Annotated in this window: 12 protein-coding genes; 7 read left to right on the top strand and 5 right to left on the bottom strand. The window is 64.3% G+C overall.

The window, feature by feature from the left end; all coding sequences use genetic code 11:
- Positions 1 to 68 precede the first annotated feature (68 nt).
- On the top strand, positions 69 to 830 hold the full coding sequence (locus ACPJXG_RS17295) for a GNAT family N-acetyltransferase (protein ID WP_034786047.1): 762 nt from the start codon (positions 69 to 71) through the stop codon (positions 828 to 830).
- Here ACPJXG_RS17295 and ACPJXG_RS17290 read toward each other — a convergent pair.
- The 3 genes from ACPJXG_RS17290 to ACPJXG_RS17280 form a co-directional block, all read right to left on the bottom strand.
- Entirely contained in the window at positions 763 to 6,231 is a 5,469-nt protein-coding gene (locus ACPJXG_RS17290) for a DUF7379 domain-containing protein (protein WP_425251800.1), read from the bottom strand. The two genes, ACPJXG_RS17295 and ACPJXG_RS17290, sit on opposite strands and share 68 nt — an antisense overlap.
- Positions 6,232 to 6,502: 271 nt before the next feature.
- Entirely contained in the window at positions 6,503 to 6,790 is a 288-nt protein-coding gene (locus ACPJXG_RS17285; protein WP_034757399.1) for a hypothetical protein, read from the bottom strand.
- A 181-nt stretch (positions 6,791 to 6,971) separates the two neighbouring features.
- The gene (locus ACPJXG_RS17280; protein WP_034757401.1) at positions 6,972 to 7,664 is read right to left on the bottom strand and encodes an ABC transporter ATP-binding protein; all 693 of its coding nucleotides are present in this window, start codon (positions 7,662 to 7,664) and stop codon (positions 6,972 to 6,974) included.
- Between the two features lie 322 nt (positions 7,665 to 7,986).
- Here ACPJXG_RS17280 and egtD point away from each other — a divergent pair, with 322 nt between their 5' ends.
- A complete protein-coding gene (gene egtD / locus ACPJXG_RS17275) occupies positions 7,987 to 8,979 on the top strand; it encodes an L-histidine N(alpha)-methyltransferase (protein ID WP_425251799.1) in 993 nt (330 codons plus the stop codon).
- Between the two features lie 10 nt (positions 8,980 to 8,989).
- Positions 8,990 to 10,222, top strand: a complete 1,233-nt coding sequence (gene egtB, locus ACPJXG_RS17270) for an ergothioneine biosynthesis protein EgtB (RefSeq protein ID WP_425251798.1) — start codon at positions 8,990 to 8,992, stop codon at positions 10,220 to 10,222.
- A gap of 4 nt (positions 10,223 to 10,226) precedes the next feature.
- Here the strand turns inward: egtB and ACPJXG_RS17265 are convergent, their stop codons facing one another.
- The gene (locus ACPJXG_RS17265; protein ID WP_425251797.1) at positions 10,227 to 11,819 is read right to left on the bottom strand and encodes a methyl-accepting chemotaxis protein; all 1,593 of its coding nucleotides are present in this window, start codon (positions 11,817 to 11,819) and stop codon (positions 10,227 to 10,229) included.
- A gap of 167 nt (positions 11,820 to 11,986) precedes the next feature.
- On the bottom strand, positions 11,987 to 13,693 hold the full coding sequence (leuA, locus tag ACPJXG_RS17260) for a 2-isopropylmalate synthase (RefSeq protein WP_035817753.1): 1,707 nt from the start codon (positions 13,691 to 13,693) through the stop codon (positions 11,987 to 11,989).
- Between the two features lie 486 nt (positions 13,694 to 14,179).
- On the opposite strand from leuA, the gene tssF reads away from it, so the two are divergent.
- From tssF to ACPJXG_RS17240, 4 genes are all read left to right on the top strand, one after another.
- On the top strand, positions 14,180 to 16,021 hold the full coding sequence (gene tssF, locus ACPJXG_RS17255; protein WP_425251796.1) for a type VI secretion system baseplate subunit TssF: 1,842 nt from the start codon (positions 14,180 to 14,182) through the stop codon (positions 16,019 to 16,021).
- Positions 15,985 to 17,016: a type VI secretion system baseplate subunit TssG gene (gene tssG, locus ACPJXG_RS17250; RefSeq protein WP_425251795.1), complete on the top strand. Its 1,032-nt coding sequence runs from the start codon at positions 15,985 to 15,987 to the stop codon at positions 17,014 to 17,016. The genes tssF and tssG overlap by 37 nt, the downstream gene beginning before the upstream one ends.
- A gap of 79 nt (positions 17,017 to 17,095) precedes the next feature.
- Entirely contained in the window at positions 17,096 to 19,831 is a 2,736-nt protein-coding gene (locus tag ACPJXG_RS17245) for a type VI secretion system Vgr family protein (RefSeq protein WP_425251794.1), read from the top strand.
- 42 nt (positions 19,832 to 19,873) lie between these two features.
- Positions 19,874 to 22,096: a T6SS effector phospholipase Tle3 domain-containing protein gene (locus ACPJXG_RS17240; protein ID WP_425251793.1), complete on the top strand. Its 2,223-nt coding sequence runs from the start codon at positions 19,874 to 19,876 to the stop codon at positions 22,094 to 22,096.
- Positions 22,097 to 22,507 lie beyond the last annotated feature (411 nt).

Here is a 22,507-nt window from a genome sequence, read left to right as displayed (position 1 = left end):
TTCGGCTGTCATTTTCCTGACATATTAGACAAGTACGCTGGAGTCGTCTTGATCACAGGGATGAAACCATGCAGAACATAATCGCATCAAACGAAGCCAAGGCCCGTCCGGTCCAACTGGTGCTGAGCCAGGCCACTACCGCGGCGGAAGTGCGCGAAGTCCAGCGTTTGCGCTACAAGGTGTTTATCGAAACCATGGGCTTGACGTCGCTGGCCAACGCCGATGGCCTCGACAGCGATGAATTCGACGCGCACTGCGACCACCTGATCGTGCGCGATGCCGATACCCTGAAAGTGGTGGGCACCTACCGCGTGCTGAGCGCGGCCAAGGCGGCCAAGATCGGCCGGCTGTATTCGGAAAACGAGTTCGACCTGAGCCGCCTGAAGAATCTGCGCGGACGCATGGTCGAAGCGGGCCGCGCCTGCATCCACCCGAAATACCGGGGCGGCAGCGTGATCATGCTGCTGTGGTCTGGCCTGGCCGAGTACATGCGCCGCGAGCGCTGCGACTACCTGGTCGGCTGCGCCAGCATCAGCCTGGCCGATGGCGGGCATAACGCCGTCGCCGTGTACCAGGCGCTGGCGGAGAAGCACATGGCCCCAAGCGAATACCGCGTCACGCCGCACCTGCCTTTCCCCATCCACCAGGTGGAAGCGGCGCACAAGCCGCAGGTGCCGCCGCTGATCAAGGGCTATCTGCGTTCGGGCGCCTGGATTTGCGGCGAACCGGCCTGGGATCCTGATTTCGAAAGCGCCGACATGTTCATGATGATGCCGCTGGCGAATCTGGACGAGCGCTATGCGCGCCATTACGGTGTGGTGCCTGGCTAAGACCGACGCCGGGAAGTGAGGCCTGCAGCTGGCTGGCCAGGGCCTGCACGGCGCTGCGCAAGCCGGTGTCCGCGCTGTCGTGCGGCAGCAGTTCAAGCAGGAAGCGCAGCGGCGCCGTGATCGTTTCGGGTTCGCCGATGCTGCCGTGGCGCCGCACGGCGTCGTGGTACAGGGCCAGGAAGGCGGCGCGCGCGGGCGCGTCGAAGGGCTGGCCTTCCGGTACTTGCCACAGGGCCGCCAGCAGGGCGGCGCGCACGGGGGCGCCGGCGTCGATGGCGCGGTGTTCGTCCGCGTGGCGCTGGCGCGCATAGGCGATGGCGTCGTGCAGCAAGTCGCCCAGCTGCGGATCGAGCGCGCGCCAGGCGCCGCCGTCGCCATGGGCTTTCAGCAGCAGGGCGCCCGCCAGCACCTGGAAAATCAGGTCGCAGTCGGCCACGCCGCTGCGCCGCCGCGCTTCTTCCAGCGCGGCCAGGCAGGCATCCGTCATGGCGCGCAGTGCCGGCGCGCCGGAGCTTCCTTCGGTGCAGGCCAGGCGCGCCTGCAAGGCCCAGTAGCGTCCCAGCAGGGCCAGACGCTGCGCCGTGGGCGCCAGCGCCACCAGCAGGTCGATATGCTGTTTTCCATCCTGCAGCAACTGGCGTCCCTGCGCCATATCGGGCACGGCCGGCACCTCGATGCCGGCGCCCGCATCGAGCCCGCACAGGGCCGCGCCCTGGCGTATCTCCAGTTCCGCCCAGTGCGCCAGCGCGCGCAAGCCCACCTTGCCGTCGGCCGCGCTGTGCGCCGCCCGATAGTGTTCGATGGCGCGCAGGGTGTTCTCCAGGCCACCGAGGCCGGCGCGCGCGGCGGCCATGTTTTCGCGGATGTCGGCGCAGCCGAAGAAGCGCGCGCGCACGGCTTCCTCGATGCTGCCCAGCTTTTCCTCGATGGCCGCGCGGCGCGCAGGATCGGCGCCCGCCAGGCGCGCGTGCAGGGTTTCCAGGTCGGCCAGCAAGTGGCCGTGGTAGTGGTAGTCGGGCGCTTGCCAGGGGCGGCTCTGGGTATTCGGAAAGCGGTAGCGGTCGTCGCCATACGCCTGGTAGGCGCCCCAGGTGTTCGAGGCAGGGAACTGCAGGTAGGCCGCTTCGCGCGCCAGGCGCACGGCGTCGCCGAAGTATTCGCCGCTCAGCATGGCGTGATAAAAGCTGTGCGCGAAGATGCTGGCCGCCTGGTCGTCGATGCGCCAGCCAGCCGCGATCACCGCCTGCGAGCCCATTTCGATGAAGGCCGTGGCCAGGCTGGCGGCCAGTTTCGACCACGGTGCGATGGCGTCCGGGCGCATGTCGCCCAGGTGGCAGCAATTGATGAAGACGAATTGCGGCACGCGCTTCAATTTACCCACCTGCGCCGCCGTCAGCCGCGTCTTCGGTCCCAGCACCAGGCCCGTATGGGCGATGCCGGGGCCGGCCACTTCGCCGTGGCCGGCCAGGTGGATGGCGAAATAGCGCTCGTCGAACAGGTGCACCAGCACGCGCTGCGCCTGCGGGCGCAGCAGCTCGCGCACCTGGTAGCCGTACGCGCCGAACATGCGCGCCACGTCCTGCGCCTCGGCTTGCGCGCCGGGCAGCTCGGGCAGGCCGGAATCGGTGTCGCCGATCACCAGCACGCTGTTGCTGGGCGGGCTGACGGCGGGCGGCTGCTCGCGCAGGCTGGCCAGCTGGCGGACCATGCCGATGCGCGTTGACAGCGGGCTTTCCTCGCTGCCCGCCTCGTCGCGCATCAGCTCCCACGGATAGATGGCGGCGCTCTGGTCGACGGCCAGGATCAGGCCGCGCATCTCGGGGATGGCCGCCTTCAGGCCATTGGGCAGCATCAGTTCGTACAGGGCGCGCGACAGGCCCGGCTGGTCGGTGGTGTTGTCGGTGGCGTCCATGATCAGGCCATCGACGGCTTGCCGCTGGTTCGGCTCTTCGTCGACGCTGTTGTGGGCGCGGTCCGTCAGCACGGTGAAGCGCAGGGCGCCGGAGAGGTCTGCGGCGACGATCTGCACGCGGCGCCAGCCATTGTCGCCGCTCAGGCTGGGCAGGATGCGCCGGTAGCCGCCCGGGCTGTGGCGGATGCGCCGCTCGAACGTGAAGCTGCCCTGGTAGCGCGCCTCGGCCATGATCTGTTCGATGGCCACGGCGGCGGCGATGGCGCGCGCCTCGGACTGTTCGTAGATGGCGATGTGGCCGATGCGGCATGCCATGCCCGCGTCTTCCAGGCGCCGGTTGGCGCTGCGCGCGCCATCGATCAGGGCGCGCGCGCACAGGGCGATGCTCAAGCCGCCATAGCCGGATCCGGACAGCAGGCTGGCCACGCGCAAGCCGTGTTCGCCCATCGGCGGCGCGGCCACATGGCCGGCGGCGCGCACCTGCAGGCACACGCACGCGTATTCGAGCAGGCCGCCGGCAAAGGCGCGCGCCAGTTCGCCCGGCGTCAGTTCGCCCAGCGCGCCCAGGCCGATGACGATGGCGCCGCCGGGCCGGCGCGCCGCGTCGGGCTGCAGCACCACGAGGGCGGAGTCGGGACGCTGCGGAAAGCGCCCCAGCGCGTGGATTTCCTGCAGCTTGCCGGCCAGCAGGCGGTCGAGAAAGCTCATGCTGCCGCGCAGCGATTCGGAGGCGTAGCAGCCGCTCATGACGGGCGCGTCGGCCGAGGCCATGCTGCCGTGGATGAGGGATAGGCTCAGCTGGGGGGCGCGGCTTTCCGGCGCGCTGGCGGGGCCGGCGGCGCCGATGGCCGCGTCGAGCAGTTCCTGCGGCTGCGGGTACAGCGGCGTGGCGTCGGGGGCGTATGGATGGAAGCGGGGCGGTATGCCGCCGGGCGCGTGCGGCGGGTGGCGCGGCAGGGCGGCGGCCTGGCCGCTGTCGAGCAGCTGCGCGATGGCCGGGTAGTAGTCCTTTTGCAGCAGCAGGTCGCCGTGCGCCACCGGCAGGTAGCAGGCCGCCACGCCGTCCGGCACCGCACCTTGCCAGGGCGTGCGGCCATCGCCGTCCGGTGACCAGGCCGTCTCGATGCCGCCGTCGCGCAGGCGCAGCGCCACCGGCGTGGCGGCGCAGCCGGCCAGGTAGCTGCAATGGCGCGCGTCGAGCGGGGCCGCTTCCAGCAGGGCCACGGTGGCGCGCGCGGCGGCCAGCGCCTGGGCTTCGGGCGCCTGCCAGCCGCCGGGCAGGCCCGCTTTAACATCGCCGGCGGCCAGCCGCGCCCAGGCCTCGGCATCGAAGTAGTCGATGCCGCCCGCCTGCGGCCACGGCAGCATGTCCAGCACGCCGGGAAAGGCGCGCACGAAGCCGAGGAACTGGCGCCGCGTGTGCTTCCAGCCTATCCAGCAGGCCAGCATCTGCACCAGCCGGTCGCGTCCCAGCAGCACTTGCACCATCGCCTGCGTGCCGCGGTTGGCCGTGCCCACCTGCAGCAAGCGGCTGCCGGGCAGGGCGCCGAAGCGCTGCCAGCGGTCCTTCAGGGCCAGGCGCGCCACCAGCCCGCCCATGCCGTGGGCGACGATGCGCAACGCTTGTCCGCGCTGTTCCGCGTCGCGCATGGCGTCGTCGAGCACGGGCAGGAAGGCGTTGCTGGAGTGCTGCAGCGACAGACGCCAGTCATAGGTAAAGGGCCGCACTTCCTGGCTTTGCGCGAGAAAACGGGCAAACGGTTCGTAGCAAGATTCGATCCAGCCGGCGCTGACGATGTGCGGCTGGCCCACGGCCAGGCGTTCGATGCGCCCTTCGACCAGGTTGACGGGGTCGAACCAGATGCGGTTGCTGCCCACTTGCAGGTGGCTGCCCATGATGTCGGGCAGCAGCAGCACGATCGGTGCGTGCGCGCGCCGTTTCGGCACTTCGCCGCCGCGCGCCAGCGGGCCGTGTTCGATGCCGGGCAGCGGCAGGTAGGCCGTCTCGTCGCCGGTGAGCGCCTGCACGGCGGCCTGGCCCGACGGCGCGCGCTCGAAGTAGTTCAGGTGGTGCGCGTGCGGCCCGCGCAGCAGCAGTTGCCGTACCGGCGTGCTGCGCGTGGCGCCGCCGGCCATCGAGGCGCAATTGACCACCAGGTCGTTCTGCCCGCCGTACAGCTGGTCGTCGAGGCAGTCGCCCAGCCAGCCCAGCAAGCCATCGCCGCTGCACGCGCCGGCCAGCACATGCAGCGGGCTGGCCACGCGCACGTCGGGCGCGTTGAGCAGCGCCACCAGGGGCGAGTCGGGCATCATCGCTTCGAGGCCCGGCAGGATGCGCGCGTCGCAGCGCTGCCGCACCACGGCCAGCAGGAAAGCCATGGCGCCGTCGGGTACGCCGCCGTGCAGCAGCAGATTGAACATCACGCTGGCCCAGCGGTCGAGCCGGCCCGACATCAGGGTGGTGCCGCGCGCCGGGCAGGCCACGCGCACGAAGCGGGCGACGCGGATGGCGCGCGTTTTCAGTTCCACGCTCAGTGCGCGCAGGCGCGCCGCATCCGCGTCGTGGCCGGCGCGTGCGCCCAGCCGCGCCTGCGCCGTGAAGTGGTCGATATCGTGGCTGTTGAACGCTTCGCCGCCCACCGTGTTTTCGCTCAGCCGCTCCAGGCCGTCGCCGGCCAGGTCGACGGCGCCGCGGCTGTCGATGCGCTGCGCGCGCGCCAGCAATTCGCCCACCAGGCCGCCGCGCGAATGGCTCAGCAGGTGCAGCACGGCGCCGTGCGGCAACTGGCGCACGAGGGTCAGCGCATTCTCGATGGGGCTGTCGCTGAGGCTGCGGTGCTCATAGCCATAGATGCGGTTGCCATATTGCGCCGCCAGTTGCGGCGCCAGGCCGTTGCGCCACAGGCCGGCAAAGCTGCGCTGGGTCGACGAGGCCGTGCCGTGCAACAGCAGCAGCACCGGTTCCGGCCCGGCGGGCAGGCTGGCGACGGCCGTCATGCTGCCCGCCTCGATGCCGCAGCGGTACAGGCCCAGGCGCTGGTCCAGCTGGCGGTCCTGGAAGGCGCCCGCCGCCGCCAGGGCCGTCATGGCGGCGGCGCCGCAGCGGTACACGCGCACGGCCCGCAGCATCCAGGCGCCCAGGCCGTCGCGGCTGGCGCCGGGAGGCTGGCGCGCCGCCTGCGGACGCAAGGCCAGCCCCACTTCGATGCTGGCGGGGGCGCCGTCGCGCGCGATGGTGGCCGGCCCCAGGTAGCGTGGCAGGTCCAGGCTGCCAGCGAGCAGCGAACTGCCGTCGCACAGCAGCAGTTGCACCACGTCGTCCGCGCCGATATCGAGGGCGATGCGGCAACTGCCGATGCCGCGCGCGCCGGACAGCACGTGGGTTTCGGCATGCCAGCCGGGCGCGGCGGGGCAGTCGCCGGCATGGGCGAGGGGATCGCGCGTGAGCGTCAGGCGCAGCACGGGCGGCGCAAGAGGATCGCTGGACATGCGGTTGGGATCGCTGGTTAAAAGCTGACCTTGATGCCTGCGCGGACTATGCGTGTTGTGTCAGATCAAGTTTGAGTGGAAATGCAGGGGAGACGCTGGAGGGGGGCGTGCTGGAGCGGGAGGGCAGAGAAACGGTCAGCATGGTTTGGGCTGGGTCTCTTCGCTATCGTGCCCGGTTGTGGTGCGGTGGGCGAACTGCGCGAATTGTATGGCAAAAGTTCATGGCGCCGGGGACCTGGGTGCCTGGCATGGCATTACAACAGCGGGTATATCAATGGACTGGCGTGGCGGACAGTTCCTTCAGTTCGCGGATGGTGATGTCCGATTTTTCATGCATGCGCAATAAAATCGTTGCACCGACCGACAGTTTGCCGTGCCGAATCTTGCTGATGATGGGGGGCTGGACCTCCAGTACACGGCACAGTTCCGCATCATTTTTCAGGTTCAGCTTCTCGATCAGGGTATCGAGCAGCTTGTTGGGCACAAAACTCGATGGTTCGAGCGCACGCGCCCGGTTCATCGCTTCAATCATTTCCAGCTTCTTTTGCCGAACGTTCATTTACTCCTCCTTCAGGTTATGCAAGGGACGAGACCACTTTACGCGGTCCCGGCTATAGTTCGTCATCGCAGTACGGCTGTCCGGGTGACGTAGTACACCATTCGCGTTACAACATTGATAACCAGGCAAGTGTTTTAAATAATACTACGATAACAAAAATTGTGACAGATGGTCAGTTAAATTAACTGATTGTTTGATCAATTTGGTTGACGATTGTTGTATTTTGTAATCCGCTTTTCGTCAAAATCATGGTCCGGTCCGCCATTTCGGCGGCGGCCAGCGAATGCGTGACCATGATCGCGCAACTGCCGTTGGCCTTGATTTCGGCGCGCAGCAATTGCAGGATGCTGTGCGCCGTGTCCGGGTCGAGGTTGCCCGTGGGCTCGTCGGCCAGCACCAGCGCCGGCTTGTGGACGAGCGCGCGGGCGATGGCCACGCGCTGCATTTCGCCGCCGGACAATTGCTGCGGAAAGTCGCCGCCGCGTCCGCCCAGGCCGACCGCCTCGAGCATGCTGGCGGCACGCTCCTGGGGCAATCCGTTGAGCAACAGCGGCAGGGCCACGTTTTGCAGCAGGGTCAGGTGCGGCAAGACGTGGAAGGCCTGGAAAATAAAGCCCATGCGGGCGCGACGCAGCCGGGTCGCGGCGGCGTCATCGAGGCTGGACATGGCAATGCCGTCCACCAGGATAGGGTGCGCTTCGGCACCCGCGTCGGGCGTATCGAGGCCGGCGATCAGGTTCAGCAGTGTCGACTTGCCCACGCCCGAGTCGCCCATGATGGCGATGAATTCCCCGGCCTTGAAACGGCAGGAAATGTTGGCCAGCACGGGACGGGCGTTGGCATAGGACTTCGACAGATGGCGCAATTCGAGCATGGTGATCTTGATTAATAACGGCTATCGTAAAGGGAGGCACGCGGGGGAGAGGGGGGCCTGGGAACTGCAAAGGGGCGCGGATTGTTTGGCCGGCAATGTGTAGTATACGACAGGCTTATGCTTTTTGCTTGGCAATACCACTTTTGTGTTCACACTGCCGGTTTGACCTTAAGTTACCTGCCGCACGGCTGGCTTGCGCGGATTCCGTTATGATGGAAAAAAGTCATCGGCAAGGCGCCCGCAAACCGCTACGGCAGGGGCGGCGCGCCCGGTGGCTGACCGTGCAAGCCCTTCGTGAACCTAACATTGACGACGCCAGCCCATGACCATGCCACTTGCGCCACAGCAGTTTAATTTGTATCCCGCCAGCAACGCAGAAGCGGCCAGCGCCACTCCTGCCACGATAGCCGAGATCAGCAGCGGCCTGCTGGCACGCGATGCCTGGACGTCGCCCAAGTACCTGTACGACGCGCTCGGTTCGAAACTGTTCGAAGCCATCTGCGCCTTGCCCGAGTACTATCCGACGCGCACGGAAGCGGCCATCTTCGCCCGCCACGGCGCCGAGATCGCCCATGCCGTAGGGCCGGGCAGCACCCTGATCGACCTGGGCGCGGGCAATTGCGCCAAGGCCGCCAGCCTGTTTCCGCTGCTGCACCCGGCCCAGTACGTGGCCGTGGACATTTCCTACGATTTCCTCAGCGAATCGCTGAGCCGGCTGCAGCAGCGCTTTCCGCACATCGAAATGACGGGCCTGGGCCTGGATTTCTCCAGCCGCCTGGACTTGCCCGACAGCGTGCGCGAGGCGCGGCGATTGTTCTTCTATCCCGGCTCGTCGATCGGCAATTTTGCGCCAGAGCAAGCAACCGCCTTTTTGCGCCGCCTGCGCGCGAATGCGGACGGCGACGGCGGCCTGCTGATCGGCGTCGACCTGATCAAGGACGACGCCATCCTCGACGCGGCCTATGACGACGCCTTGGGCGTCACGGCCGCCTTCAACCTGAACATGCTGCGCCACGTGAACGGGCTGATCGGCGCCGACTTCGACGTGCGCGCGTGGCAGCACCACGGCTTTTTCAACGCCGACGAGCGCCGCGTCGAGATGCACCTGGAAGCGCGCAGTGAACAAATTGTCCACTGGAAAGGTGGTCAACGGCGCTTCGCGAAAGGCGAGCGCATCCATACGGAAGACAGCTACAAATACACGCGCGCCACCTTCGTCGGCTTGCTGGAGCAGGCCGGGTTTTCCACCGTGCAAGTCTGGACGGACCCGCAGCAGTGGTTCGCCGTGATTTACGCCAGAGTGATCCGGGATTAAGAAAGAAAAGATGCTGATCGATCATTACAACAAGGTGCGCCAACATTCGCTGCTGCTGGCCGAACCCCTGTCCGACGAGGATTGCGGCGCCCAGTCGATGCCGGACGCCAGTCCCGTGAAATGGCATCTGGCGCATACCACCTGGTTTTTCGAAACGTTTATCCTGGAAAGCATGGAAGCGGCGTTCGCGCCATTCCACCCCGCCTTCCGCGTGCTGTTCAATTCCTATTACAACGGCGTGGGCGAAAAGCACCCGCGCGCCCAGCGGGGTTTGCTGACGCGGCCCGGCATGGATGTCGTGCGCGCCTACCGGGCCAACGTCGATGCGCGCATCGCGCGTCTGCTGGCGGGCGAACTGGCGCGCGGCGAGCGTGAACGGCTGACCATGCTGCTGGCGCTGGGTCTCGAGCACGAACAGCAGCACCAGGAATTGCTGTTGACGGACGTCAAGCACCTGCTGGCGCAGAGCGCCCTGTTTCCCGCTTATCTTGACAACGCCGCTCCGCCCGCGCCGCAAGCTGCGCAGTCCACGGCCTGGCTCGCCTTCGACGGCGGCCTGGCGCAGATCGGCCATGCGGGCCATGGTTTTTGCTTTGACAATGAATTACCGCGCCATCCGCAATACGTGGCGCCGTTCGAACTGGCCAGCGCGCTGGTGACGAATGGCGAATATCTCGCTTTCATCGAGGCGGGCGGCTACCGCACGGCACATTTGTGGCTGGCCGAAGGCTGGGACTGGGTACGTAGTCAGCAGCTGGCATGCCCGCTGTACTGGCAGCGCGATGACGCCGGCCACTGGCAGGAATTCACCTTATTTGGCTTGCGTCCGCTGGACTGGCAGGCGCCGGCCACGCATCTGTCCCTGTTCGAGGCGGACGCTTATGCGCACTGGGCTGGCGCGCGCCTGCCGACGGAAGCGGAGTGGGAAGTGGCGGCGCAAGGCGTCGCCGTGGAAGTGGGCCAGCTGCATCCGGCCGCCGGCGCGCCGGGAACGGGATTGCGGCAAATGTTCGGCCACTGCTGGCAGTGGACCAGCAGCAGCTACGCGCCGTATCCCGGTTACCGCACGGCGCCCGGGGCGCTCGGCGAATACAACGGCAAGTTCATGCTGAATCAGTATGTGCTGCGCGGCTCGTCGTGCGCCACGCCGGCCGGCCATGCGCGCGCCAGCTACCGCAATTTCTTCCCGGCCGGCGCGCGCTGGCAATTTACGGGCGTCCGCCTGGCGCGCCAGGTGGAATAGCAACTTAGTGCAAGCGCAGGACAGCAGGTGAGGGCACTTTGCCACCGGCATTCTGTTCCAGCTTGAACTGGCTGACGAGGGTTTCCAGTTCGCCCGCCTGTTCATGCATGGCTGCCGCCGCCGCGGCGGCTTCCTCGACGAGGGCCGCATTTTGCTGCGTCGTCTGATCCATCTGCATGATGGCCGCATTGATTTGCTCGATGCCTTCGCTTTGCTCGTGGTTGGCGACGCTGATTTCACCGACGATGGCGCTGACCCGGCCCACGCTGGCCACCACTTCATCCATCGTGGCGCCCGCCTGGCTGACCAGTTGCGCGCCCTGATCGACCCGGCTGACGGAGTCGGCGATCAGTTCCTTGATTTCCTTCGCCGCCGCCGCCGAGCGTTGCGCCAGGTTGCGCACTTCGGAGGCCACGACGGCAAAGCCACGGCCTTGCTCGCCGGCACGCGCCGCCTCGACAGCCGCGTTCAGGGCCAGGATATTCGTCTGGAAGGCGATGCCGTCGATGACGGCGATGATGTCGACGATCTTGCGCGACGAGGCATTGATGGCGTCCATGGTGCCGATCACTTCCGCCATGGCCGAGCCGCCGCGCTGCGCGATGGCGGACGCCGAGAGGGCCAGGCTGTCGGCCTGGCGCGCATTGTCGCTATTGCTGCGCACGGTGCCCGTCAGTTCGATCATCGACGAAGCCGTCTCTTCCAGCGCGCTGGCTTGCGCTTCCGTGCGGGCCGACAGGTCGGCATTGCCGCTGGCGATCTGGCTCGACGCCACGGCGATCGTGCCCGTGCCACCGCGCACTTGTCCCACCAGCGTGGCCAGGTTGGTGTTCATGTCGCGCAGGGCCTGCAGCAACTGGCCCGCTTCATCCTTGCCGTCGGCCACGATTTTACTGCTCAGGTCGCCTCCGGCCACGGCTTGCGCCACGCGCAGGGCATACGCGATCGGCGTGGTGATCGAGCGCGTGACCCGCCAGGCAAAGAGCACGCCCAGCAGCAGCGCGGCCGTGCCCAGGCTGGCCATCAGCACATTCGCCGCGGAAATATTCTGCTTGATCTGCTGGCCGCCATGCACGACCACGCCGCGCTGGATTTCATTCAGGCGGTTCACGGATTGTTGCAATTGGTTCAGGGCGGGCAGGGTATCGTCGCGCACGTGCATGGCCGCTTCCGCGCGCTGTCCCGCCACCAGCAGCTTGTCGGCCTGGCTGAACGACACGACATAAGCCTTGCGCTGCTGCTTCAGGGTAGCCAGCAGTTCCTTGCCTTCAGGCAGCACGATCAGGCGGTCGAGTATGGCCAGCGCATCGGTGATGGTGGCTTTGTTGGCGTCGATTTCGCCGTGGATCGCGTTGGCGCGGGCCGGATCTTCATGGATGAACAGCTCCAGCACCAGTGCCGCGTTCGAACGCGTGGTGCTGCGGATCGTGGCGATGGCGTCGGCCTTGGCCCAGTCTTTCTCGATGATGGCTTCGCTGAGCGCGCCGATCTTGTCCAGGCGCAGCAGGCCCGTGCCCACCAGCACTGCCATCAGCAGCAGCACCACGCCAAAACCGGCGCCCAGGCGCACGCCTATCTTCATGTCCGTCAATTTCATACTGATTCCCTCGGTAGCTAATGATCTGTCTCCGGTGGTCTTGTTATGAAACGATTATACGGCTGGTGATACATGATTTGCACTACTAATTGCCGCATAGAAATGAAAAAGCGGCACGGCGATCAAGCCGTACCGCTTTTTCTCCCTATGGAGCGTGCTGAAAAGACTCAGGCGGCGCTGGCAGCCACGTCGGCCGCTGTTGTTTTTTCGGCGTCCGTCTGCCCGATGCGGCGGTTCACGGCCGACAAGACAGCCTTGAACGAGGCAGTGACGATATTGCTATCGATGGCGGCGCCGAACAGGGTCGGGCCGTTGTCCAGACGCAATTCCACGTAGCAAGCCGCTTGCGCGTTGGCGCCGGAGCCGATCGAGTGTTCATGGTAATCCATCAGTTTGATGTCGAGACCGAGCGCATTGACGAAGGCGTCGATGGGGCCATTGCCGCCGCCTTGCAGGGCCAGCGGCGTCTGGCGGTGCGACAGGCTGATGTCGATTTGCACGGATTCATCGCTGCTCGTGTCTTCCACCATGCGGTGCGAGGCGTAGGCGTACGGGGCCGTCTGCTCCAGGTATTCCTTCTGGAAGATGTCATGGATATCCTGCGCGGCGATTTCGCGGCCCGTGGCGTCGGCCACGGCTTGCACGGCGCGCGAGAATTCGATTTGCAGGCGGCGCGGCAAGACCAGGCCGTATTCCTGTTCCAGCAAGTACGCCATGCCGCCCTTGCCGGACTGGCTGTTGACGCGGATCACGGCGTCGTAGCTGCGGCCCAGATCGGCCGGGTCGATTGGCAAGTACGGCACTTCCCAGATGCTGTCTGGTTGTTGTTTGGCAAAACCTTTCTTGATCGCATCCTGGTGCGAGCCGGAGAACGCCGTGAAGACCAGGTCGCCCGCATAGGGGTGGCGCGGGTGGACGGGCAACTGGTTGCACTCTTCCACGCACTTGCGCACGCTGTCGATGTCGGAGAAATCCAGGCCCGGATGCACGCCCTGCGTGTACAAGTTCATCGCCAACGTCACCAGGTCGACGTTGCCGGTGCGCTCACCATTGCCGAACAAGCAGCCTTCCACGCGGTCGGCACCGGCCATCACGGCCAGCTCGGCCGAGGCGACGGCTGTGCCGCGGTCGTTATGCGGGTGCACGCTGATGATGATGGAATCGCGGCGCGCCAGCTTGCGCGACATCCATTCGATCTGGTCCGCATACACGTTGGGCGTGCTGCACTCCACGGTCGATGGCAGGTTGATGATCATCTTGTTGGCGGGCGTCGGCTTCCAGATGGCGCTGACGGCGTCGCAGATATGCTTGGAGAAATCGAGTTCCGTCGTCGAGAACGATTCCGGCGTGTATTCAAAGCCCCATTCCGTTTGCGGATGCTGGGCCACCAGCTGTTTGACCAGGGTGGTGCCGGTGGTGGCGATGTTCGTGATTTCCTCGCGCGACATGCCGAACACGACCTTGCGGAACACGGGCGCTACGGAGTTGTACAGGTGCACGATGGCGCGCTTGGCGCCGACGACCGATTCCACCGTGCGGCGGATCAGCTCTTCACGCGACTGTGTCAGCACGATGATGGTGACGTCGTCCGGGATGCGGCCTTCATCGACGAGCTTGCGCACGAAATCGAAGTCCGTCTGCGATGCCGATGGGAAACCCACTTCGATTTCCTTCAGGCCGATGGCGATCAGCATCTCGAAGAACCGCAGCTTCTTTTCCGCGCTCATGGGCTCGATCAGCGACTGGTTGCCGTCGCGCAAGTCGGTGCTCATCCAGATCGGCGGTTTGCTGATGATCTGGTTCGGCCATTGACGGTCGGTCAATTTAACTGGAGGAAAGGCGCGGTATTTGGAAGCTGGGTTCTGCAACATCATGATCGGGTACTCCTGAAGATAGGGGGAAATCAATGGTTGTGGCGCAAGCTTGCCGGGCGGCCACGCAACACTAGGCCAGGCAAGCGATCGGTAGTTTTAGCAGGCAAAGGACGGCAACGGCGCCAGCGGCGGTCGCGTCAGAAAATACGGGTGTAGCGGGGGATGGTGCAAACATCATCAAACCTTCCAGGGTTTTTGAAACACGCCGGCGTGTGGCCAGGCGAAGCAATGCGGCAAACTTATGCGCGTGCTGGTAGTAGTCGCGATAGCGACAGCAGGGAAGGGGAGGAATGTTTGAAGGAGGACATGCACTCAATGTAAGGGAAGTCGGGCGGGGCTGTCAAGCATATTTCAGCAGGGAACGATGACGCTGCCACGCCGCAGGTGGACTTATTGTTCCTGCGCAACTTACTTTTTTATCATTGTTGAATAATGCAGTTTCCGTCTGGCGACGTGTGTCGCCCGTCCTGCTTGGGAGTCGCCGGCATGGAATCTTTGCTGAAATACTATGAACTCGAACTGGGCATGTTGCGTACGCATCAGCAGGAATTTGCCGCTCGCTATCCTGGTGTCGCTGCCGCACTGGGTATCGTGGGCAGCAACTGCCAGGATCCGCATATTGAACGCCTGATTGAAGCGTATGCCCTGTGCAATGCCCGCACGGCCAAGAAAATCGATGATGCACGCCGTGTTTTCACCGAGTCCATGCTGGAAGTAAATTTTCCGCACTACCTGCGGCCGTTTCCAGCGTGTTCGATTGCCCATGTGGACGCCGGTGGCGCACCGGGCCAGGCGCGCGACGGCATCGATACCCTGCCGCGTGGAACCTTGATGCATGCACCGCAGTATCAGGGCGTCGTCTGCAAGTTTCGCACCGCCTATGACGTGGTGCTGGCGCCGCTCAGCCTTGCTGGCGCGCGTTTCCTTCCCATCATTGATGCGACGGCGGCGATCCATCTGCCCCCCGACATATCGACCGCGCTCGCCATCGATATCGTGTCGACGTCGGCCACCGGCACGCTGGAGCAATTGACCTTGCCTGCCTTGCGCGTCTTCATCGACGGCACGCCATCGCTCACCGCCACCTTGCGCGATGCCCTGTTTCTGCATGCGGCGCATGCCTGGATCGAGGCCGGCGGCGTACGGTTGCCGCTGGCGCAAGTGCCGCTGCGCGCCGTCGGTTTTTTGCCGGAGGAAGCGCTGTTGCCGCGCAAGCCAGGCACGCATCGTGCATATTGTTTGCTGACCGAATACTTTGCTTTCCCTGAAAAGTTCCAGTTTTTTGATATCGACCTCGGCTTGATTACACCGCTGTTGCCGCCTGGATGCGAGCGCTGGAGCTTGCACCTGGGCCTGCGGGACATCGCTGCCAGCAGCGCTGCCGCACGTCTGCTGCGCTCCGTATCGGCAACAAATTTTCTGCTTGGCTGCACGCCGGTGATGAACCTGTTCCAGCAGGCAGCAGCGCCGATCAGGCTGACGCAAACGCACAGCGAGTATCCGCTGCTCGCCGAACATAAATATGCGCATGCGTATGACATCCATAGTGTCGACGCCGTGCGCCTGGTGCGGCAGGGCGAGCATGCCAGTACGGTCACGCATTGCCAGCCGTTTTATGCCATGCACCACGGGCAGGCTGGCGGAGCGAAGCGCCGCTACTGGGTGTTGCGGCGCGATGAGGCGCGGGCGCTCAGCCATCCCGGTTACGAAAGCAGCCTGGCGTTTGTCGACAGCGACGAGGACGATACGCATGCCGGCATGGCGACGGTATCGGTCGACCTGACGTGCAGCAATCGCGATTTGCCGAGCGCATTGCCATTCGGCGCACCCGGTGGCGACTTGCGGCACGAGGGGGCGGCTGGCGCCTTGCCGGTGCGCCTGTTGCGTCAGCCGAGTCCGGCGTATCGCTTCAAGGCCGACCTGGCTGCGCAGGCGCGCTTGCTGGCATTGCTGTCCTTGAATCATCAATCTTTGCTGGACGATGGTGTGGCCTTGTTTCAGGAAATGCTGGCGCTGCATGATTTGCCCGCTTCCTTGATGTCGCAACGGCAAATTCAAGGCATCAAGGCCATGACGCACCGCGCCAGCAGTACCTGGATGCCCGACGCCAGTGGCGGTGTGCTGGTATTTGGCATCGACGTCTTGCTGACCGTGGAGGAAGAAGCGTATGTCGGCAGCGGCCTGCATGTCTTTGCGCAAGTGATCGACCATGTGCTGGGCATGTATGTGCATGTGAACAGCTATTGCCGCTTGCTCCTGATGTCGCACAAAAGTGGGAAGGAGTTGCTGCGATGCCTGCCCCGCAATGGCCAGCAGACGCTGGCGTAGTCGCGCTGTTGTCCCAGGCGCCATACCGTTTCGGCTTCTTCCAGACGGTGCGCTTGCTCGAACGCTGGCTATGCCGGCAGGGGGCGTGCGCCGATTCCGCATTGCACGATGGCGTGCGTTTCCATCATAGCGTTGCGCTGGTGTTTCCTGCCTGCGAGATCGAGGCGGTGTGGCATGACAGCGAGCATGGCCGCCTGCACCTGCGCCCCAGTTTCGCGGGTTTACTGGGTGTGAACGGCACCTTGCCCCTGCACTATACGGAGCGGCTGGTGCGCCAGGAGCGGGCGACGGGCAATGCCGGCGCGCGCGCGTTTCTCGATGCCCTGTCGCAACGCGCTCCCGTGCTGCTGTATCAGGCCTGGGCCGGCAGCCGGATCGAGTGCCAGGTCGACGCAAGCGGCCGCCCTGGGTTCCTGTCACTGCAGCTGGCGCTGGCTGGCGCCTGGCCGTCGCACCAGGCAAGCAGTGGCGCATTGCCGCCGGAAGCGCTCGCTTACTACGCTGCGGCGCTGCGGCAGCGGCCCGTCAGCGCCGAATTGATGGCCGGGGTGCTGGGCGACTATTTCGGTGTGCCCTTGCGCATCGAGTCCTTCATCAGCACCTGGCACTTGCGCCCAAGCGATGAGCATTCCCTGCTCAATCGCAGCAATGTGAGCCTGGGGCAGGGCGCCATGCTCGGTGCGCGCTGCCGGCGCCGGGATTTGCGCGTGCGCCTGTACCTGGGCCCTTTGACGCGGGCACGGTTCGACGATTTTCTGCCTGGAAACTCAGGCGCCATGGCGTTGAAAAGCATGTTGAGCCTGTTTGGCCTGCCTTGCGTGCAATACGAAATCCGCTTGATCCTGCGCGCTGCCGATGTGCGCGGCAGCAGCCTGACGGCCAGGATGGAGCAGGGCGCAGCCCGCCTGGGGCAGGCAGCACGTTTGCTGGCGGGAGCGGCAGGCAGCGACTGCGACGCCATGCGCTATGAGATCCGATTTCCCGGTGCCGCTTGATGCGCCGCAACTGGCCGCTGGTAAATGTATGAATACTGATGAGCTTGGGACGATGTGTATCGGCATTCAGGGAGAGTGAATGGATAGCGCGGACGACTTCATGCAGTTCATGCTGGCGGCGAAGGAGTTGAACTCCAGTAACCGTCCGTTGCGCCTGCGGCTGGCGTATGCGGACGGCGTCAACGACGATGTCCTGTTGCCGCAGCAGGTAGACGGCCGCGAAGCCATTTGCGCCAGCCTCGAGTACACCATACGTTGCGTCTCGCTCGATGCGCATTTGCCGCTCAAGCAGTTCATCGGCGTCCCGGCGGAGTTGCAGATTGTCACCGATATGGGGCAATTGCGCAGCGTGTGCGGCATCGTCGCGCAGGCTTCCGCCGGGCTGAGCGATGGCGGCCTCGCCACCTACCAGCTGGTGCTGCACGATACGCTGACCTTGATGGAGAAACGCCGCAACACGCGGGTTTTTCGTGGCAAGACGGAGCTGGAGATCGTCGAATTGCTGATTGCCGAATGGCGGCTAGGCAACACCATCATCGGCGCCACGTTTGCTTGCAAAATCGATCAGGCCCTGGCCGGCCGTCCTTTTCCGGCCCGTGAATTGACCATGCAGCACAATGAATCCGATGCCGCATTCATCCGGCGCCTGCTGCGGCGGCGCGGCATTTCCTGGGTCATCCAGCCTGGCGCCGCGCAGAGCGGGGCGTCCGACGCCATGCCGTCGCACGTCCTGTTGCTGTTCGATGATGGCGGCCGCCTGCCTGAGAATGTGGCGCCCGTGATCCGCTACCACCGCGCCGACGCCACCGAAGAGAGCGATACCATCACGGCCTGGGGCGCCGTGCGCACCTTGCAAGCCGGCAGTGCCGGCTACCACAGCTGGGATTATGCGGCGCCGCGCAACCGCCAGTTCATGCAGGTGGACGCTGGCGGGATGGCGGATCAGGGGGCCAGCGGCAATAGTTTTGCCGCCAGCCTCGACGATTATTCTGTGGCGACGCCGCACCTGGGCAATGATGCTGAGGATTTTCGACAGCTGGGTTTGCTGGCGATGGCGCGCCACGATGTGGAAACCAAGTGTTTTCATGGCGAGGGCGTGGTGCGTTCGATGTGCGCGGGCCAGCAGTTCAGCCTGGAAGGTCATCCCGAGATCGACCAGCATCGGCCGGATGGCCGGCGTTTCCTGGTCACGGCATTGGAAGTGCATGCCAGCAACAATCTGCCGCAAGCCCTGGATGCGCGCATCGCGCGCCTGTTCGCCGCCAGCGCTTGGCCGGGGCAAGAAGCATTCGGGCCACAAACGCCGCGTTATCGCATGCGCTTCAGTTGCGTGCGCGCCAGCGTGGTCCTGGTTCCCGCATTCGATCCGCAGCGCGACGTGCCCCAGCCGCAACTGCAAAGCGCCATCGTCGTCGGGCCCAGCGGCGAAGAAGTGCATTGCGACGAGCAAGGGCGCATCAAGGTGCGCTTTCCCGCCACCCGCGCCGCCGACCATGCGCATGCGCAAGGTTCCGGCGCTTCGGACACGGAGCGCGACACGGCCTGGCTGCGCGTCGTCAGCAACTGGGCTGGCGATGGACAGGGCAGCGCGCACCAGTGCGGCACCTTGGCCTTGCCGAGAGTCGGGTCGGAAGTGCTGATCGGGTTTTTGGCGGGCGACCCTGACCGGCCCATTGTGCTGGGACAATTGTTCAACGCCGTGGCGCCGCCACCGGCGCTCAGCAAGCGCGGCGCGCTGCCGGGCAACCGCTACCTGGCGGGCATGCGCAGCCGCGAAGTGCGCGGCCAGGGCGGCAATCAGCTGCGTTTCGACGATACGCCCGGGCAGATCAGTGCCCAGCTGGCCAGCGATCACGCCGCCACCGAGCTTAACCTGGGCTTCCTCGTCGAGCCGCGCGCAGGCGGCGCGGGCCGGCAGCGCGGCGATGGTTTCGAGTTGCGCAGCGATCATGGCGGCGCCGTGCGCAGCGGCAAGGCACTGCTGCTGTCGGCCTGGCGGCGGCTCGACGCCGCAGGCGGCCAGTTATCGGCCGAGGAGCATGTGGCCCTGATGCAGGAATGTTTGAACCTGTTCAAATCGCTGGGCGAGTACGCTGGCGCGCATCAGGCGCTGCCGGTCGACGTGGCGCCCGCCGCCGCCTTGCAAGAGGAGGTCGCTGCTGCCGAGGCGCCCACTGCCAGCCTGACGGCGCCTGCGGGGCTGGCGCTGAGCAGTCCGAAGACCATCGTCAGCTACGCCGGCGTGAATGTCGACACGGTGGCGCAGCAGCATGTGCACGTGATCGCGGGCCAGCGCTGCAGCGTACAGGCCGGCGATGGCGTATCCGTGTTTGCCCACAAGGGCGGTATCGCCCAGATTGCGCACCATGGAAAATTTCTCATGCAGAGCCAGTTTGACGAGATGCAGCTGAACGCCGCCAAGGCCCTGAAATTGACGGCGAATACCCGCCTGATCGGCATGGCGCAGGATGAAATCACCTTCATGACGGCCGGCGGCGCCTATCTGAAACTGGCGGGCGGCAGCGTGGAACTCGGTGGTCCGGGTGCGCTGACCATCAAGACCGACGGCCATCACTGGAATGGGCCGGCCAGCAGCAAGGCTGAACTGCCGAGCTTTAACGAGGGCGACCTGGGCCGCATGCCGCAGGTGCTTTCCGGCCTCGATGGCAGTCCCGTCAGTGGCGTCAAGATCGTTGTCGAGCGCGAGGATGGCGCGCAGCAAGTGGTCGATGCCGACAGCGAAGGCAAGGGCGCGGCCATCGTGGGCGACAGCCTGGAAAAACTCAAGGTGCGTATTTTCAGGCCGCGCGACTGAGCATCGATATTGCACCTTCTGCGTCATGAATGGGAGTCAAGCATGAGTGTACACAAGCCCAAGGCGGGTTCCTTGCCCTTCGATGAAAGCAAATACCTGCAGATAGGCGAAAAAGACGGCCTGCTGCGCTTCGACCATGACACGCTGCCGATTACCACGCGCCTGCCTTTGCCGGGCATCATGATCTTCGTGCATGGCGTCAACTCCGATGGCGAGTGGTATGACGAGGCGGAAACCGGTCTGTGCGCGGGATTGAATGCACGCCTGCACCGGCGCGTACACGATGCCGGGCGCGGCGCCCAGGAGGGCATCGCCATGACGCCGGCCCGCTATTTGCAGCAGCTGACGCGCGACGGCTTCATCAATCCCCTGATGAAACCGAGAACCTTCATGGAGGGCGATGGCTATTCGCCCGTGATCCGCTTTCGCTGGGGTTACGCAGCCAATGATATCGAGTTGCAGACGTATGGCGACGGCATTTTCCTGAACGAGCAGAATTACTGGGGCGGCGGACCGTTCGCCAATGGCTGCAGTTCGCTGCCGGACTTGTGGGGCGAAGGCTTGTCGGATCAACTTTTCCTGTGGATGCAGATCCAGCACATGAATCCGACCAATGACAGGCAGGTGTACGCCTGTCCGCCAAGGCCGTATTTCGTGCTGGCCGCCTACCGCCTGGCGCGGCTGATCGAGGCCATCCGGAAAAAGCAGGCCGATGTGCCGATCACCATCGTATGCCATAGCCAGGGCAATATGGTCAGCATGGCGGCGGCCTTTCTGGGCGAGCGGCTGCCCAAGGTGGCGGACTCCCAAGGCAGGATGTGGCCTTGCATTGCCGATAATTATGTCCTGTGCAATCCGCCGTACAGCGTGGTGGAAGACAACATGGCGGAGAACTGGACGTCGTCGAACCTGACGGCGGCCGACGGCAGCACTGGCCGCCAGACGGCCGCGGCGCGCTTCGACACGCTGGCGGCCTTCTTTGCCCTCATCGGCGAGCGGCGCGCCGCACAATGGCCAGCCGGGAAAATCGACCAGGCCATGAGCAGTGCGCACCACCCGTTCAAGGCGCAGCACGATATTGACAGTTATGGCGTGCGGGGCGCCACCGTGGGACGCGTGACCCTGTATTGCAATCCGCACGACCAGGTGATCTCATCATTGACGGTGCAAGGCATCGGCTGGCGCGGCCTGGCCGGCCCTGTGCTGGACAAGAATGGCCTGCCGAAGAAAGACCGCCAGGGCAAGCTCGATCCGGGTGAAATCGCCAGAGCGGGCGGGGAGGGAATATTGACCCAGCGCGTGTTTGCCGAGGGTTTTCCCGTCGGCGTAAAAGGCGCGTACGACTACTGGGGCGACCATCGTCCTGCCATCGATTTTGGCAGCGACCATTTCTGGAATCCGCCTTCCATGATTTCCACCTATAGCGTGGAAAAGGGGGTGGAAGCGCAAGAGAACTGGCTGTTCCGGATACTCACCGTGGCGTTTGCGCCCATCGCCATCATGGCCACCGCATTGATGCGCAAGCGTATCAATGCCTCGCCCGACAAGTACTGGAAAATCCCGCTGGAAGCGCCCGACCTGCCGGAGACCTTCTTTCCGCAGGCGAAGTTATTTGGCGAGATCTGCCCCAGCTTTGACATGGGACTGCATCCGCATGGCTGGAATCGCAACAAGGCTGCCGCCCATCCGGCGGGCGACCCGTTCCATGGCGAGCGCGAGCTGGAGATACCGCGCGGTGGCCTGCATGGCGAACAACAGCGCACCGATGCGGCGCGCGGCAACGAGGCGAGCGAAGCGGCCCTGCAATACGAATACCATGCTTCCCTGCGCATGATGGCCAAGCGCGAAGGCAAGGTCGAGAAAGGCAAACAAGTCACGGAAGAAGACCATCCCGAGACGGCAAGCGCGCAACACACGGCATGGCGCCAGCGGAAAATCCAGGCGGGACTCGCTGGCAATGTCGGCACCTATGCCACCGATCACTCCACCATCCTGACCAACAGCGAACACTCCAGAAAGGCGCTGGCGTATGACGTGGCCGTGGGCTGTTGTCATTTGCTGGAAACGGATTTGCGGGAGTTGCGGACGATGGCGGATTGGCGGTTTCTTGACGATCTTGCAGGCCCTGAACATATAAATATGTGTATTGAATATTTTTACGAGGGCAAAGTGAATGGTGCCGCACCTTCGAAGTGGGTAAGAAAATCAGTAGATGGAGTAATGCCCAAAAAAATAAGGGATTCACGTGAAAACAATGTGCCTTAATTTATATTTCAAAATATTTATGCAGGAGGGGAAATGGCTAAGAATTTCATATTTACTTCTGTTGCGGCGATCATGGCGACGCTAGGGCTATCGTCATGCGCACTCAAATCGGAACCAATGATCGATAAAAGCAAAGCTGGTACTGCTGGTATCGGCATGCCGTTTACTGCCCAAGTAGTTGGGGTGCAATGGTTAAATCCGCTTCATAGACAAGATTACCCCACGGAATGGCAGTTATTGTGGACTCTGGGAAAAGTGCGTCCAAATAAAAAAGACGACATGGTGGAGTTATACCCGACTATATTTTCGAATGTCAGATCAGTTTCAGGGATAGCATCTTCGAACGAAGGAAAAATTACTTTTAGTAATTTTCATATTAAGTATGTCAGGCAAATAATAACAAAATTTCAT

The organism is Janthinobacterium sp. NFX145, assembly GCF_049810325.1.
Taxonomy (GTDB): Bacteria; Pseudomonadota; Gammaproteobacteria; order Burkholderiales; family Burkholderiaceae_D; genus Janthinobacterium; species Janthinobacterium rivuli.
Note: the sequence above shows the minus strand (reverse complement) of the source record. Positions and strands in the feature narration are given on the sequence as shown.

What these genes read in the sequence shown, in the direction of transcription:
- ACPJXG_RS17295 (WP_034786047.1), top strand. Translation starts at nt 69, where the DNA reads ATGCAGAACATAATCGCATCAAACGAAGCCAAGGCCCGTCCGGTCCAA.
- ACPJXG_RS17290 (WP_425251800.1), bottom strand. Translation starts at nt 6,231, where the DNA reads ATGTCCAGCGATCCTCTTGCGCCGCCCGTGCTGCGCCTGACGCTCACG.
- ACPJXG_RS17285 (WP_034757399.1), bottom strand. Translation starts at nt 6,790, where the DNA reads ATGAACGTTCGGCAAAAGAAGCTGGAAATGATTGAAGCGATGAACCGG.
- ACPJXG_RS17280 (WP_034757401.1), bottom strand. Translation starts at nt 7,664, where the DNA reads ATGCTCGAATTGCGCCATCTGTCGAAGTCCTATGCCAACGCCCGTCCC.
- egtD (WP_425251799.1), top strand. Translation starts at nt 7,987, where the DNA reads ATGACCATGCCACTTGCGCCACAGCAGTTTAATTTGTATCCCGCCAGC.
- egtB (WP_425251798.1), top strand. Translation starts at nt 8,990, where the DNA reads ATGCTGATCGATCATTACAACAAGGTGCGCCAACATTCGCTGCTGCTG.
- ACPJXG_RS17265 (WP_425251797.1), bottom strand. Translation starts at nt 11,819, where the DNA reads ATGAAATTGACGGACATGAAGATAGGCGTGCGCCTGGGCGCCGGTTTT.
- leuA (WP_035817753.1), bottom strand. Translation starts at nt 13,693, where the DNA reads ATGATGTTGCAGAACCCAGCTTCCAAATACCGCGCCTTTCCTCCAGTT.
- tssF (WP_425251796.1), top strand. Translation starts at nt 14,180, where the DNA reads ATGGAATCTTTGCTGAAATACTATGAACTCGAACTGGGCATGTTGCGT.
- tssG (WP_425251795.1), top strand. Translation starts at nt 15,985, where the DNA reads ATGCCTGCCCCGCAATGGCCAGCAGACGCTGGCGTAGTCGCGCTGTTG.
- ACPJXG_RS17245 (WP_425251794.1), top strand. Translation starts at nt 17,096, where the DNA reads ATGGATAGCGCGGACGACTTCATGCAGTTCATGCTGGCGGCGAAGGAG.
- ACPJXG_RS17240 (WP_425251793.1), top strand. Translation starts at nt 19,874, where the DNA reads ATGAGTGTACACAAGCCCAAGGCGGGTTCCTTGCCCTTCGATGAAAGC.